Source organism: Paraburkholderia phymatum, from assembly GCF_040965635.1.
Lineage (GTDB): Bacteria > Pseudomonadota > Gammaproteobacteria > Burkholderiales > Burkholderiaceae > Paraburkholderia > Paraburkholderia phymatum_B.
Map to the genome: position 1 here is coordinate 1 of NZ_JBFRCH010000065.1, position 13,899 is coordinate 13,899.

A 13,899-nucleotide genomic window follows, 5' to 3' on the forward strand; every position below is an offset into this window, starting at 1 on the left:
ACCTTTCAAACAGAGACTTCACGTTATTTATGCATGCATATACACACTTATGCATAAAAATGCACGTATGCATACGATGATCAACGCGATGATGAGGTCATCATTCGCGTGCGTTTTGCAGAAAGCCGAGCATTGTCTGCGTGACCAGCTCGGGTTGTTCCTCCTGGATAAAGTGCCCGCTGTTCTCTATGTCGACGGCGCTCATATTGACCGCTTTTTGTCCGACGACCATCTTCATCCACTTGTATGCGGGACCGCCCATCACGAGAACGGGCATTTGCAACTGGCCATAATCCTTGTTGTCGCTGACGTCCTGAGGGAAGGCCTGATACCAGCCGTTACCTGCGCGGATCGCGGGGGCGCTGTCATAGGCGTGCTCGTACACGGCGCGGTCGCGTGCGTCGACTGCTTTCTCATTCACAAGAAAGTAGTGGAAGAGCCAGTCCTGTTCAAGTCGGACGCGACCCGCCAGCAGCTTCTCCGGCAAACCTCTGACCTGGTTGAATGCGAACCACCACAGGTTCGGGCGCGCCGAACCGAGCCTGTCACCGTATGCGCCTTGTGCGGGTAGAAGGGGGAACGTCTGCAGGCTCTCGTCGGGATGCGGAAACTCCATCATCACCAGCTTGTCGGTGGCCTCCGGATAGTTCTCCGCATAGGCGAACGCCACAGCCGAGCCGATGTCGTGTCCCGCGATCGCAACCTTGTCGTAGCCAAGCGATTGCGTCAGTTCATGGATATCGGCGGCCATCGTCTTCTTGTCATAGCCGTCAGCAGGTTTCGACGATGCACCCATACCGCGAAGATCCACCACGATCACGGTGTAATGCCCGGCAAGCGTCGGCATGATCTTGTGGAAGGTCCACCACGTTTCGGGCCAACCGGGCAGCAATACGAGCGGCTCGCCCTTGCCGCCGACGACATAGTGCAACCGCACGCCGTTCACCGTTGCATAGCCATTTCTGAATCCGGGCAGCGACTTCACCAGCGTACCGTCTGATACGTCGTTCTTTGCGCTCACAGGCTTGCGCGCATGCGTTGCGACGTGCGACTCCGTTGCAGACGGCTGTGCGTAGCCGAGGGAAGCAGTTGTGATCAGCGCCGCAACGACGATGCTCGCGGAGCCGGTCCTGATCATTGCTTTCAAAACAAGTTCTCCTTCGATACAGGGGCAGTTCGAGATTCGCGGGATCACGCAGCCTGCGTGCGCAGATCGTCGGAACCCTGGTCGTTGACGGCCATTGGGCGCGAAGCGCGTTCGTGAACATGCGCGGTCGGCGTACGGTCGATCATCAGGCTCAGCAGTTCAGGGCGGTTGTAGTGGCCGGCCGAGTCCATCAGCATCTTGCGGCGGTCGATCTGCGTGAAGTCGAGATCGACGATGACTTCGCCCTCGCCTGAACGAAGCGGCTCGGCCATCAGCATGCCGTCAGGAGAGACGATCGTCGTGAAGCAGCCGCCCGAGATCGGACCGATTCCACAACCGGTGTCCTTCATGATCTGCGCCTGCTGGTCGGCGTCGAGCCACGCCGTTGCGTTGACGACGAAGGCGCCGGACTCGAGCGCATGCTGGCGGATGTTGATTTCCATCCGCTGTGCGAAGCCCTCGCCAAACGCCGAACCCGGGTACATCGCCGAATGGATCTGCTCGCCGTCGGCGATCATCGCGTAGCGGGCGAGCGGGTTGTTGTGCTCGAAGCAGGCGAGTTGGCCGATTCGGCCGATTGCGCTATCGACGGCACGCAGGCCCGAGCCGTCTCCCTGGCCCCAGATCATGCGTTCGAAATGCGTTGGCGTGATCTTGCGGCGGCGCTGGATCAGCGTGCCGTCGGCATCGAAAAGCAATTGTGTGTTGTACAGCGTGCCGCCGTCGCGTTCATTGACGCCAATGGACACAACCATGCCGGCGTTTCGCGCGGCTTCTCCGATCGCGTCGGTCGCGGAGGAAGGCACGGTCACGGCCTGCTCGAGCAGGCGCAGATGTTCGGTGCCCGACAGAAGCTCGATGCCCGTCTGGACAGCCGCAAAGTAAGGGTAATAAGGCACGACCGTTTCGGGGAAGGTGGCGAACTGCACGCCCTTCTGGCCCAGTTCGTGGATCTTTTGCACGACCTTGGCGACGGTTGCTTCACGACTGTAGAGCACCGGGCTGAACTGGACGGCGGCGGCTTTGACGACTTTCATGACAGACTCCTTGACGAGGGGGCAGGGGTACCTGGCGTTGGTCGATCTTGCATATGCAACATCGACCGAAAAATTTCAGACCATGCGCAGCGGCAAATCGCGCGCGATATTCATGAGCTCATGGGCACCGGTTTCTCCCAGAAGTCGCGTCGCGTGGCGCTGTGCAGCCGACCACGCGCTCGCGGCGCTTTTGAGCAGCACCTCGCCTTCATGCGTGAGCGAGAGAGGACGGCTGCGACCATCGCTAGCAGGGACGCCTTCGGCAACCCAGCCCTGCGCGATCAGCGGCTGCAGATTCCTTGTCAGCGTCGATCGCTCGTGATGGTTCCTCCGGCCGAGATCTGAGCGGCTAATGGGTTCGAACTCCGCGATGAGCACGAGCAATGAGAACTGCGGCGCCACGATGCCGAACGGCCGCAACGCATCGTAATAGACGGAGGTCAAGACGCGGGAGATCTGCCGGGCGCGCGTCACCAGACAATTGCGCGCGATCTGGCTGCTCAGCGGTTGACCCGCAATTCGGTCCAGCTCAACGGTTCCGCTCGGCTCGTGTTGCATATGCACTACCTCGGTAAGTCCAGTTTTTGCGGCGCGGCCTTCTGCTCGCGATGGGCGTATTTGAGCGGACGAACGTATCCCGCTCGTGTCCTGAAGTTGGTCGTGTGTAAGCGCGCGTATCCCTATCTGTTTGCAGATACGTTGGGATACAAAGGGAAGGTGCGGGGCGAGAGGAAGGGAAATGACGAGGGCGGTGGCGTGATGCCGCGAGCCTCAGCCGTTGCTGCCTGGCTCGACTTCTACGCTCTCCGCCGCCGCGGGACGCGAAAACCGCATTTGATATTCACTCGGGGACAATCCTGTCTTGCGTTTGAACAACTGCCGGAATGTGCTGATATCGCCATAACCGACGCGTTGACTCACTGCCTCGAGTCCAATAGGCCGCGTTTCCAGTAAGCGTTTCGCGACCTCAATGCGCAGATTCTGCAGATACGTCAACGGCGCGAGCCCGACGGCTTCCTTGAAACGGCGATTGAGCGTGCGTTCGCTGACAGCAAGCGATGCCGCCAGATCGCTCAACCGGAATCCCTGCTGCAACGTAACCTCCATCTGCTGCTGGGCGCGCGCGACGAGCGTGTCGGTGTGCCCATGTTCATCGAGAAGCGTTGCGTAGGAAGCCTGCGAAATCCGGTTCATGTCGATCAACAGGGCCTTCGCCGTCATCGCGGCGAGTTCTTCGCCGGCGAATGTTCCGACGAGCCGCACCGCAAGATTCAGATATGACGTCACAGAACCGCCCGAGATGATGCCGTCTTGCTCGATCAGCAGTTCCTGTGCGCGAACTTCGACACGTGGATAGCGGCGCGCGAAGTCCGCGGCTCTCGCCCAGTGCGTCGTTGCGGCGCGGCCATCCAGCAGGCCGGCCTCGGCGAGCAGGTAATTGGCCGTGCAATAAGCCGCCAGCACGGCGCCTGCCTTGCCTTGGCGCCTCAGCGCGGAAGATAGTTCGTTCAACTGCTCGCGGTGCCCGATGAACTCGTCGGTGTTCGAGAAGAACGGTGCCGTCAGCAGAACGGCGTCGGCCCGTTTGCGCGGGTCGATCTTGCCGTCGACGTGAATGCTCTGGCCGGACGCAGCCGTGACGGGCCGCCCGTCGAGCGATTCCACCCGCCACACAAACACGGGCGCGGAACTGGAGCCTTGGGCAGCCTTGTTGGCTGCGCTGAAGACGTCAACAGGGCCCGCGACGCCAGACGCGAGGATTCCGTCATAAACCCAGATGCGGACGATGGCCATTGTGTGTCTGAAATTCCTCTAATAACGGCGATACTGCCACTTCCGTCCGCCCGAGTAAACCCCGATCATGGCTGCATCCGATGAACCGAGAGCAGGAGCAACACCATGCCAATGATCGATGCACTGTGGCCCGAAGATGCCTTGACGCCCGAGGCGGAAGCACGCCTCGTCAAGGAACTGACCGATATCCTCATCGAGGCGGAAGGCTACGATCCCGCCAGTCCGATGGCACAGCGCGTTACCGTATTCCATCTTCATCGGCCTGCTGCGATCTACATCGGCGGTGAACGCACGGACGCGATACGCTACCGGATCATTCCGTCTGTACCAGAAGGGCAATACACCGACGAATCGCGTCGCTCGCTCGTCAGAAGCGTCACGGAAGCGGTGGCGCGCGCGGAAAACCGGCCGTTTGATGACGTCGCGCCGCGCGTCTGGGTCTTCCCGACCGAGATTCCGGATGGCGCATGGGGGACGCGCGGCACGATCTGGACGCTGCCCGACATTCATGCGCTGCTGGCGGGCGAGTCAGAGCGCGGCGCGGGCGTTGAACGCCTCGCGCGACGCCGCCGCGAGAAGGCGCGCATCACGCTCGAAGCAGTGCTCGATGCCGCTCGCGCGGGCATCACGAGCAAACCGTAACCGGAGTACCCAGCGTGAAATTCAACGACACAGCCCCCGTGCTAGCGCCCGCAGACGGTCCGGCGCTCTGGCTGGCGAGGCTCGCCGAAAACGCGACGCTCGAAGCCACTGTCCTGAAGCGTCCGATCCAGGGCAGAGCCGATATCCTCTCCGTGATCAAACACGCGGTCTCGCTCTACGAATTCCAGCATCACAGCTACAAGGGTGTGATCGGCAACGATTTGTACATGGAATCCTATCGCTCGCAGATCCAGGGCGTGCCAATCGAGACGGTAGTCGTCGCGCATCTGAACGAACAGGGCGAGACGGATTCCGTGGTCATCAATCATCGCCCGCTCAATGCAGTGCTGCTGTCTTCGAAACTGATGTGGGAGCGCGTCGACGAGCGCTTCCGCGATTGCTATCTGACGGGACCGGAAGCCGCGGCGCTAAATGCGGCATCCGGTGCAGCCTGACGCCAGGCTGGTTGCATGGAAGAGTTGCCGTAACGAAGGATCTATCGATCGAAGTAATGAGGATTTTGCAATGACTGATGCGCTTAATGGCCTACGCGGACACTATTGCGCGACCGGCCCGGCCTGACCGAGCGGCTGAAGATCGCACTCACGGTCCTTGGTCCGGAGGATCAGCCGCTCCGACTCGGCATTCTCACCGCGGTATTCGAGGCCCGCATGATGAAACGCTTTCTTCTTAATTTGACAACAGCCTCTGTGCTGGTCGCTTCCACTGGAGTCTCCATGGCGCACACTACTCCGATGCCCGCCACGCCAACTACGAAGATACTGGCGATTGGCACCTTTCCGCCGGGCACGGACATGCAACTTGTCCAACACATTCTTCCGACCGAAATTCGCGAGACGGCGCAGCTCTACCTCGAGGGCAAGATTGACCAGTGGTATTCGCTGCAAGACCGGGCTGGGGTGGCGTTCATCCTGAACGTTACGGATGTAAGTCAAGCGCATGAAATGCTTGAGGCACTTCCCTTGGGGAAAGCGCACTTGATGACATTCTCGCTCCTCCCAATCGGCCCACTGAAGCCGTTGAGTAAGCTTTTGAATCCGCCTTCCCCCCAGTAGAGAGCGCTAGAGCATACTGGGCTTGCTGCGCCGCTGGTTTTAGAGAGGCAGGTAACGCGGGCAGCCTATCTACAGTCAACGTCGTGACGCGCAAATCCGAGGCCACGAACTCAATGACGGGCCCTCAGTAGGTCACCTGTGCAAGTCCACCACGAAGCTGGTCTTGTGTGATGACCGCGAAGTCGAACGGCTTCCCATTGAGACTCCGCAGCCAACACTTTCGCACGAGAAGCGTCCGCGATCGAGTTGCAGAGCGGATGTCCGCTGAGTATTCGACGAGTCAGTTGAAAGGCAAGCCTGCGCTAGTCGGCGAAGACCACTCAGGGGCCGTTGCAACGCGACAGGATCATCCGCGGGAACAGGACTCGAACGCGCCACATCCTTCAATCGCCTTTCAATCAAACCAACAGGCCTATCTTCCACGGGGAAGTTCCACTTTCTCAATAAAACACTGAAACAGTGAAATGCAATTTTTCAACGCAGTTTCTCTTGATCATATGGTGTAGATACACTAATAGTGTATATGCACGATATGCATCCACACACTGCGTATAGAGCCGTTTACCGTCGTGGCAGATCCGAACCACAAGAGTCTGATCGCCGAAAAGGTCAACGTAGCTGTGGCGGATACCAAGAGCGGCAGGCCACCGAGTACGAAACGAGAACCACGATCATGTTCAAACTTTTAGCGAAGGCGACAGTCTTCTCCGCGGTAACTATGAGCCTTTCCGCATGCTCGAATCTGTCGGTGTCATCCTTGTCGGCGGCGAAGATTGAAGTCGGCGAGGTGCAGGTCAATCCTGACATCAAGCTGCGTCATATGGTCTATCGGCCTGCGCATCCTAAGGGTACGGTACTGTTCCTGCACGGCTTCCCGGAAACGATGTATGCGTGGAAACCGATTGCCGAATCCCTGTCCAGCGACTACGAGGTGCATGCGTTTGACTGGCCGGGCTACGGACAGTCCTCACGTCCAGGCGCCGATCGCTTCTCCTATGCGCCGTTGGATTACGCCCATGTGCTGGAAGACTATATCCACATGTCTGGCATCGACAGTTCGAAGCTGGTGATCTACGCCACCGATATCGGGGCGTTACCGGCGCTGTTGGCCGCATTGGAACAACCGAATATCGCCAGGGAGATCATCGTTGGCGACTTTGCGCCGTTCAACCGCCCACAGTACATGTACGAAAGCCTGCAGGGCCTGAAGTCTAGTCCTTCGTCCGACGCCGTGCGCACCGCGATGAACAGGAACCATGACGAAATCCTGGCAAACACATTCTTCCGCGGCATGCCGGCGGAGGAACGCTACGCATTGCCCCAGGAGTTCAGGGACGATATCGCGAAAGGATGGGGCGGTGATATCACAGTGGCAGACGCCTTCTACCACTACTACTCCTACTTCACCCGCGACCAGGACTACTTCGAAGCCAATATGGCAAAGCTGAAGGTCCCCGTGAAGGTGGTGTGGGGCGAGCGGGATATCTACATTGAGAAGGAGATGGGCGTTGAGTACGCGAACCGTAACGGTGTGAAGCTTACGATTCTTCCGAAACTCGGCCATTATCCGCATCTGCAAGCGCCTAAACAGACGGTGGACGAAGTTCGGGCCGCGTTTAGCGCGGGCGGCAATCCTGAGAGTGACTGAGCGAGTGCGCAGTCGGTGGCATACATTGACCTTGGATGCAACTACACTATGACGCAGCGTACGACCACCAAATCACTGAACGAGCAGGAATTCCAGCCTGACCTGATCGAGGAGGTAACGCGGTACTGCTTGCTCACGAGAACGCGGTCCATTTCACGTGTTGTCACCAGCATATACGATCAAGCACTACGTCCATACGACGTCAATTCTTCGCAATTTTCCATGCTCGTCCTGATCGCCAGAATGAACGGCGGTAGCCGTGCTGAATTAGGCCGTGCCAATCATCTTGAGCGATCGACTTCAACGCGCAATCTTCAGCTGCTGCTGGACCAGGGATGGATTAAGGAGTTGGCTCCGACGCATGGGCGCAGTCGTCCCATCGTGCTGTCCGATGCTGGACGTGAATTGCTGGTGACCGCCATGCCGGCCTGGCGTTCAGCTCAGCAGACGGCGAAAAGGATGTTGGGTAAAGACGGTGCATCTGCCTTGTCGTCGATCGCGAACAGGCTGCCAGCGGATGGATTAGCTTGCCTTGATGAGGTACCTGCTTTGCAATCGCGTGCACGATTGAGTTGACGACCTCTAATGAAACGTTCCTCGTACGACTCTTCTCGTCGGTGTGCATATGCACGCTAGAATGCGCCCGACAAAGCTTCCTCATGCAACTAATTTGATTTCGATCCACGCCAGGATCGCTCCGGAGTTCTTGATGGACAAACGCCTTCTCGTTCTCGCCAGCGGCATGTTTGCGATCGGCACCGACAGTTTCGTTGTTGCCGGTGTACTGCCCCAGGTATCCGCGTCGTTGGCCGTGCCCGTCGCGCTGGCCGGGCAAATGGTGACGCTGTACGCGCTGAGCCTTGCGCTGCTGTCACCGGTCATTGCCGCCACGGTCGCGCACTGGCCGCGCAAGCAGTTGCTGCTCACCGGCCTCGTGATTTTCGTGCTTGCCAATGCCGTCACTGCGTTGGCACCGAACATCGGGATTGTGCTGGCGAGCCGGCTGCTGGCCGGCCTGGGCGCGGCCATGTTCAGCCCGACGGCGACGGCCACCGGTGCGTCGCTGGTGGCGCCCGAGCAACGTGGAAAGGCGCTCGCCATCGTCATCGCGGGCATGTCCAGCGCGACAGCGCTTGGTGCGCCGCTGGGTACGTTCATCGGAGGCTGGCTGGGCTGGCGCGCGACGATGTGGTTCGTCGCCGTCGTCGCCACGCTGGCCGCGATCGGCGTGGCCCAGCTCCTGCGAGACGTCCCGACGCCACCGTCCCTCAGTCTCGCGCGCCGGCTCGCGCCGCTCGGCGATGTACGCGTCCTGCTGACCCTGACAACGACCTGGCTGGCGTATGCGGGCGCGTTCGTCGTCTACACCTACATCGGCTTGAGCTTCGATCGCGCCACCGGCGGCGACGCGCGCGTGCTGGCCGGCTTGCTAGTGCTCTGGGGCGTGGCCGCAACCGCTGGCAATCTGGCCGCCGGTCGCTTGACTGACCGCCTTGGTAGCCGCCGCATTATCAACGCGGCCATCGCCATCGTCGCCATCGACTTCGCGCTTTTGCCCTGGACCTCGGCCTCGCTCGGGACCGCCGTGCCCGCCCTCGTCGTTTGGGGCGTGTGCGGCTGGGGACTGCTTGTGCCACAGCAGCACCGACTGATCAGCATCGCGCCCACTGCGGCGCCAGTGTTGCTTGGGCTGAACTCGGCCGCCATCTCGATCGGGGTAGCGATGTCGGGGGTCATCGGCGGAGCGGCCATCAGCTGGTTCGACCGCCATACTCTCGGACTCGTCGGTGCGGCCTTCATCACGGTGTCGCTGCTCGTCGCTGAATGGGCACACAGGAGCATTGCGCAACCGGATCGTCAATCGGCTGACACGGTCACCGCTCCATAAAAAGCGATTTCTACCGCCGCCTCGAAGTGTATCCCTTCGTCGGACTCGCGAGCATGTATGCATATGCATGGTTGGTCTATGACGACGTAGTACCTCGTTTGCCTATCGGCGCTTGAATGACGTGATATCGGCGATCTCGGGCCGGGTAGGCATATCGCAAGTCACGCCAAGCACGTATGTGCAGACGAGCCAGGCGACGCTGATGGCCGCGATCCAGCAGCTGGACCCGATGTAGATGGACGTGACGCAATCGAGTCTCGATGGACTGCGATTGCGCCGCGAATTCGACGAAGGAAAGCTTCGAGCGCTGGATTTCAACCGGCAGGCGATGGACCAGTTAGTCGAATATCAAGATTGAGCCGATCGAGCAGGTTTTCATTCCGTATGCGCATGTCGTCTCGCCCCGCGCACGAATATCGTATTGCGCAGTCCTTTACTCCTTGGGCCCTTTGGCCTACACACGACTTCATGACACAACGCGCCCGCACGCTGTTCGCCCTGAGCCTGACGGCTATCGCAACCTTCTTTGTCTCGCATCACGCACTCGCCGGTTCACCGCAACAGCTAGCGTTCGAAACGCACGCCGCGTTCTTCTCGGCGGAAACGCAATTGCCCGCTGTGCTCGATCAGCAGGTTTTCGTCGCGGATGCTTCGTCGCCCGCCGCCGTCGGTCCGCAGGGCATTGCGCACGTCGCTGGCGTGCGCAATGCGCACCTGAGCGATCCGCCTTCGATACCGCTCTACGACGCACGACATCATCCGCTGCATATCACGCTTGGCCATTGGCTCGGCGCGAACGGCGACGTCTCGTTAGCTGAGCAACCGGATGGACGCGAGCGCTTGTCAATCGAACTGAAAGGTCTCGTGCCTGACGGGCTCTATAGCTTGTTCGAAAATCACTTCGATCAGCCTCCCGTCGGCTTTACACCGCTGGACGGCAGTGCTGAACGCAACACATTCCGCGCGGACAGGTTGGGTCGTGCATTGCTGCAACTCGATGCGCCCAGCGTGCTGACACACGACAATGCGGTGCTGGTGGTCTATCATGCGGACGGCCGATCGTGGGGCATGCAGCGCGGCGCGATCGGCGTGACAGCACAACATCAACTGATCGCGCGTCTGCCGTGACCGTTTTGCTCGCTAGCACCATGAACCTCGGCAAACTGGCTTTACCCGTTGCACCGTTAATCTTTTTCGCGAGCGTCGGCGTCGCGTTGCTCGTCAGTCACCTTGTGAGCCGTGCGGGGCGTGGCGATCGTGCCCGTCTTGAATCGCGCGATGCGCCCGTGTTCGGGATCGTGCTGATTTCGCTGACCGTTGCACGTCTTTGGTTCGTCGGCAGCTATCTGCCCGCGTATCAATCGAACTTGTGGAGCATTGTCGACTTCCGCGATCTGGGGTTCGACGTGCGCGCGGGTCTCGTCACGGGCATCGCGTTGTCGATCGTCATGTTTGTCCGGCGTCCGCCGATGCGCCGTGCGATTGCGCTTGCCGTGGTAGCGGGCATGTCGTGCTGGGCGATAGCGACGGCGGCAGCCGGTAATAGCGGCGAACACGAAACGCTGCCCGCCGTAACACTGCTCGATCTGGACAGCCATATGCGCATATTGTCGCGCACGAACGGCAAGCCGCTCGTCGTGAATCTGTGGGCAAGCTGGTGCGGACCGTGCCGCGCCGAGATGCCGATGCTCACTGCCGTGCAGCGCGACATGCCTTCCGTCGATATCGCGCTCGTCAATCAGGGCGAAACGCCGCAAACGGTGCGTGCATTTCTCGAGACGCAGCAGTTGAGCGCCGATAGCGTGCTGCTCGATCCGGCGCTCGCATGGGCCAAAGCGTCACGCAAGCGAGGCTTTCCGACCACGCTGTTCTACGGCGCCGACGGCACATTGCTCGCTGCGCATCTCGGATCTTTCTCACGCGCCACGTTCGAACGCGCGATCGAAAACCTTTATCCAGCAGCGATCACGGCGAGCGCTCATTGATGTGGGATTAGCGAGGTCGGCTACTTTCCCGTCGCATAGCGCCGGCAATGCTCGAGATACCTCGCTTCATGGCTGCTCATCAGTTGCACGATGCTGCTCCAGAGCCACAGCGGCGCATCGATGGTTTCCAAGCGGTTGCGGCGCAGCCCGCCTAGCCAGCTCTGGCGCGTCGTCCTTGTCGAGCTGGTCTATCTCAGCTTCAGATCCTGCGGCAGCAATTCACGAATCCACAACCGCGCGCGATCCAGCAGACGCGGGGCGCGCATGCGCCGGCCGAGAAACGCCGACAGGTGCCACGCACCTCACACCACGCGTTGCGCGTTGTCGCATGGCATCATCACGCTGTCATAGTGCGGCGCGGCCGCCTTGACGGGGTGACCTTCATTTCCACGCAACTTCCGGTTGGAACGATCAAGACTACACGCGACCTAACGAACTGCCCTCAACAAATATAGGCTTTAAAATCAACGAATTGCTGTTTGGGTGCTGCCACCCTCGTGCTTCCGGGCTTACCATCAGACCAACAAGGGAAATAAATCGAACTGTCAACCATTTATAAGGAACACATACTGTCTGTACGGATGTTTGCAACGCGCGGAGTCTGCCAGCCAATCTAGTGATCGCACCACACGCTGACGCCGCTATCACCGATTCGCGTCTCCTGCGCCGGAGTTCGCTAGCCTCGCGCTGCCAACGTTGATGGCAGCATTTCACCTGCTAGCACGAAGTGGCGAGGCGGATGCGATGGTTCGGACGACTACTGCGCCACGAATCCCCCATTTCCCAAGCACCTAAACGAACAGGAGCTTGGAGGCGAAACGCCCGGAATCAATGCGCGCCGCGGGGGCGTGCAAGTCGACACTAGCCCTCCGCACGGATTGCAATGCTGGGCAACCTTCATTTGGCACAACATCAAGCTTTTGCTGCATTAGAAATTAGGTTGTTGTTGAAAACCGGCTTTTTTGAATTGGGATTTTCTCTCTATTTGCAGGCTCACAAGCACGCTTACGTTGTATCCGTTGTTGACACCTTAACTTGACACTGACACACTAGACGACATCAAGCATCTGCTGTGCGGCGGCCCCGGACCGCGCATCATACGATCCTGCGTTACTACGGTCGCTGTGTTGCAAGTGCATACGCACTGTTATCGGAAATTCAATGTCGATATAACCACTCAACAGGAGACGGGTACGTGTCAAAACATTTAATCAACCGGCGGGACTTTCTAAAGGTTGCCGCCGCAGCGACAGTGGCTGGGCCGGGGCTGGTCATGGCCAACACGCGTTCGGATAGCGTTGCCGACTTGCACGAACTCGGGCTCGCTGCCGCAGCACGTGCAATTCGAAACGGAGAAATATCCTCGGAGGCTCTCGTCGGGGCGCTGTTGGAGCGCTCGCGTGTCCACGCCGACCTGAAGGCATTTATCACGATCGATGAAACCTCCGCGCTAGAGGCGGCGAGACAGGCCGATCGATCGATTCGTGCGGGACACAAGGCTCCGTTGCTTGGCGTGCCGCTCGCGGTCAAGGACAGCTACCTCACGGAGGGCCTTACCACCACCTTGGGCACCTCCGTGCTGGCCGGCTTCAGGCCAACGCGCGATGCGGTGGCGGTTGCGGGTGTTAAGGATGCGGGGGCGATCGTCTTCGGTAAGAACAACCTCGTGGAGATGTCGTACGGCGTGACGGGGTTCAATGCACACCATGGCCAGGTGAAGAACCCATACGACACGGCCCACGTCACTGGCGGGTCCTCCAGCGGAGCGGGTGCGTCGGTGGCTGCGCGCATCGTTCCCGCAGCGCTCGGCGGCGACACGGTCGGCTCGATCCGCGTTCCGGCTTCGTTGTGCGGCGTGGTGGGATACAAACCCACGCCCGGCCGCTGGCCGAACCAGGGCGTGGCACCGATCTCCGAAACCCTTGATACGACGGGTTTTCTTGCGCGCAGCGTTGAAGACTGCGAGCTAGTGGACGCGATACTTACCAAAAGCCATCTTCAACGCCCGCACGCAACCGGCAACCTGAGAGGGGTCAAGCTCGCCTATGCGCCCCGGCAGCATCTGGCGGGCGTGGACGGGGCGGTCGAGAGCGCTTTCCGTGAGACACTCCGTAAGCTCAAAGATGCGGGGGCCGAGCTTGCGGAGATCGATCTGGGCGGAGATTTCCTTTCCCTGACCAATCGCACCACATGGCCCATTTTCTTTCACGAGACGATGCCCGCAGTTCGGGAATTTCTCGCCGCCAATGAGGTGCCCGTGTCCTTCGAGCAGATCTACGCGGGCCTGGGACCGGACGTCATGGCCAGTTGGACCCGTGCCGTCTTGCCGTCGGGCGCAGGCTACTTCTCCGACGAGCAGTACCTCACGGCACTGCACACATCCAGGCAGGAGCTGCGCGCACGGCTTGCGACGCTTGCTTTCGCGCGTGCCGATGCGCTGCTTTTCCCGACCACTCCATGCGCAGCACCCCGAATCGAGAACCAGTGGAGCTTTCAGGTCGCCGGCAACGCGGTCACCGATCTCTTCCTCTGCAGGAACACGCATCCCTCCAGCTCCGTAAGCGTCGCGTGGGAGCCGTTGAGAATTCTCTGGACAAGCGTCGAAGAACGCGGCAGGCCGCTGCCAGCAGGGATCAAAGCGAGGCAGATGTAGATAGGGGGAGATGCTTCGCGACGTTCCAT

The 13,899-nt window shown here is 60.0% G+C and carries 14 protein-coding genes and 2 pseudogenes; 11 read left to right on the forward strand and 5 right to left on the reverse strand.

What is annotated here, in order from left to right:
- Positions 1–100: 100 nt before the first annotated feature.
- The 4 genes from AB4Y32_RS39540 to AB4Y32_RS39555 all read right to left on the reverse strand — a co-directional run bounded on the left by AB4Y32_RS39540 (position 101) and on the right by AB4Y32_RS39555 (position 3,978).
- A complete protein-coding gene (locus AB4Y32_RS39540) occupies positions 101–1,138 on the reverse strand; it encodes an alpha/beta fold hydrolase (RefSeq protein WP_368726459.1) in 1,038 nt (345 codons plus the stop codon).
- A gap of 53 nt (positions 1,139–1,191) precedes the next feature.
- Complete coding sequence (locus tag AB4Y32_RS39545) at positions 1,192–2,184, reverse strand: carbon-nitrogen hydrolase family protein (protein ID WP_368726446.1); 993 nt, start codon at positions 2,182–2,184, stop codon at positions 1,192–1,194.
- A 75-nt stretch (positions 2,185–2,259) separates the two neighbouring features.
- Complete coding sequence (locus AB4Y32_RS39550) at positions 2,260–2,742, reverse strand: MarR family winged helix-turn-helix transcriptional regulator (RefSeq protein WP_368726447.1); 483 nt, start codon at positions 2,740–2,742, stop codon at positions 2,260–2,262.
- Positions 2,743–2,955: 213 nt separating this feature from the next.
- Complete coding sequence (locus AB4Y32_RS39555; RefSeq protein WP_368726448.1) at positions 2,956–3,978, reverse strand: GlxA family transcriptional regulator; 1,023 nt, start codon at positions 3,976–3,978, stop codon at positions 2,956–2,958.
- 105 nt (positions 3,979–4,083) lie between these two features.
- On the opposite strand from AB4Y32_RS39555, the gene AB4Y32_RS39560 reads away from it, so the two are divergent.
- The 9 genes and pseudogenes from AB4Y32_RS39560 to AB4Y32_RS39600 all read left to right on the forward strand — a co-directional run bounded on the left by AB4Y32_RS39560 (position 4,084) and on the right by AB4Y32_RS39600 (position 11,217).
- Complete coding sequence (locus AB4Y32_RS39560) at positions 4,084–4,620, forward strand: 4-oxalocrotonate tautomerase family protein (protein WP_368726449.1); 537 nt, start codon at positions 4,084–4,086, stop codon at positions 4,618–4,620.
- Between the two features lie 14 nt (positions 4,621–4,634).
- Entirely contained in the window at positions 4,635–5,075 is a 441-nt protein-coding gene (locus AB4Y32_RS39565; RefSeq protein ID WP_368726450.1) for a hypothetical protein, read from the forward strand.
- A gap of 105 nt (positions 5,076–5,180) precedes the next feature.
- Positions 5,181–5,696 (forward strand): hypothetical protein, encoded by a 516-nt coding sequence (locus AB4Y32_RS39570; protein ID WP_368726451.1) that lies wholly within the window; start codon positions 5,181–5,183, stop codon positions 5,694–5,696.
- Between the two features lie 673 nt (positions 5,697–6,369).
- The gene (locus AB4Y32_RS39575) at positions 6,370–7,344 is read left to right on the forward strand and encodes an alpha/beta fold hydrolase (protein ID WP_368726452.1); all 975 of its coding nucleotides are present in this window, start codon (positions 6,370–6,372) and stop codon (positions 7,342–7,344) included.
- Between the two features lie 48 nt (positions 7,345–7,392).
- The gene (locus AB4Y32_RS39580) at positions 7,393–7,920 is read left to right on the forward strand and encodes a MarR family winged helix-turn-helix transcriptional regulator (protein ID WP_368726453.1); all 528 of its coding nucleotides are present in this window, start codon (positions 7,393–7,395) and stop codon (positions 7,918–7,920) included.
- 133 nt (positions 7,921–8,053) lie between these two features.
- Positions 8,054–9,232 carry an MFS transporter gene (locus AB4Y32_RS39585; protein WP_368726454.1) on the forward strand — a complete coding sequence of 393 codons (1,179 nt, stop codon included), beginning with the start codon at positions 8,054–8,056 and terminating at the stop codon, positions 9,230–9,232.
- Between the two features lie 118 nt (positions 9,233–9,350).
- Positions 9,351–9,536: pseudogene (locus AB4Y32_RS39590) on the forward strand (efflux transporter periplasmic adaptor subunit); the annotation flags it as partial.
- A gap of 164 nt (positions 9,537–9,700) precedes the next feature.
- Positions 9,701–10,360, forward strand: coding sequence for a hypothetical protein (locus AB4Y32_RS39595; protein ID WP_368726455.1), 660 nt, complete (start codon positions 9,701–9,703; stop codon positions 10,358–10,360).
- A 20-nt stretch (positions 10,361–10,380) separates the two neighbouring features.
- Complete coding sequence (locus tag AB4Y32_RS39600) at positions 10,381–11,217, forward strand: TlpA family protein disulfide reductase (RefSeq protein WP_368726456.1); 837 nt, start codon at positions 10,381–10,383, stop codon at positions 11,215–11,217.
- 20 nt (positions 11,218–11,237) lie between these two features.
- Here AB4Y32_RS39600 and AB4Y32_RS39605 read toward each other — a convergent pair.
- A pseudogene (locus AB4Y32_RS39605) lies at positions 11,238–11,585 on the reverse strand (DUF2252 domain-containing protein); the annotation flags it as partial.
- A gap of 515 nt (positions 11,586–12,100) precedes the next feature.
- Between AB4Y32_RS39605 and AB4Y32_RS39610 the strand changes: the two are divergent.
- Positions 12,101–12,256: a hypothetical protein gene (locus AB4Y32_RS39610; protein WP_368726457.1), complete on the forward strand. Its 156-nt coding sequence runs from the start codon at positions 12,101–12,103 to the stop codon at positions 12,254–12,256.
- Positions 12,257–12,412: 156 nt separating this feature from the next.
- Positions 12,413–13,870: an amidase family protein gene (locus AB4Y32_RS39615; RefSeq protein WP_368726458.1), complete on the forward strand. Its 1,458-nt coding sequence runs from the start codon at positions 12,413–12,415 to the stop codon at positions 13,868–13,870.
- Positions 13,871–13,899 lie beyond the last annotated feature (29 nt).

Excerpts from the sequence above, each read along its gene's own strand:
- AB4Y32_RS39540 (WP_368726459.1), bottom strand. The coding sequence starts at position 1,138 with ATGATCAGGACCGGCTCCGCGAGCATCGTCGTTGCGGCGCTGATCACA.
- AB4Y32_RS39545 (WP_368726446.1), bottom strand. The coding sequence starts at position 2,184 with ATGAAAGTCGTCAAAGCCGCCGCCGTCCAGTTCAGCCCGGTGCTCTAC.
- AB4Y32_RS39550 (WP_368726447.1), bottom strand. The coding sequence starts at position 2,742 with ATGCAACACGAGCCGAGCGGAACCGTTGAGCTGGACCGAATTGCGGGT.
- AB4Y32_RS39555 (WP_368726448.1), bottom strand. The coding sequence starts at position 3,978 with ATGGCCATCGTCCGCATCTGGGTTTATGACGGAATCCTCGCGTCTGGC.
- AB4Y32_RS39560 (WP_368726449.1), top strand. The coding sequence starts at position 4,084 with ATGCCAATGATCGATGCACTGTGGCCCGAAGATGCCTTGACGCCCGAG.
- AB4Y32_RS39575 (WP_368726452.1), top strand. The coding sequence starts at position 6,370 with ATGTTCAAACTTTTAGCGAAGGCGACAGTCTTCTCCGCGGTAACTATG.
- AB4Y32_RS39580 (WP_368726453.1), top strand. The coding sequence starts at position 7,393 with ATGACGCAGCGTACGACCACCAAATCACTGAACGAGCAGGAATTCCAG.
- AB4Y32_RS39585 (WP_368726454.1), top strand. The coding sequence starts at position 8,054 with ATGGACAAACGCCTTCTCGTTCTCGCCAGCGGCATGTTTGCGATCGGC.
- AB4Y32_RS39595 (WP_368726455.1), top strand. The coding sequence starts at position 9,701 with ATGACACAACGCGCCCGCACGCTGTTCGCCCTGAGCCTGACGGCTATC.
- AB4Y32_RS39600 (WP_368726456.1), top strand. The coding sequence starts at position 10,381 with ATGAACCTCGGCAAACTGGCTTTACCCGTTGCACCGTTAATCTTTTTC.
- AB4Y32_RS39610 (WP_368726457.1), top strand. The coding sequence starts at position 12,101 with ATGCTGGGCAACCTTCATTTGGCACAACATCAAGCTTTTGCTGCATTA.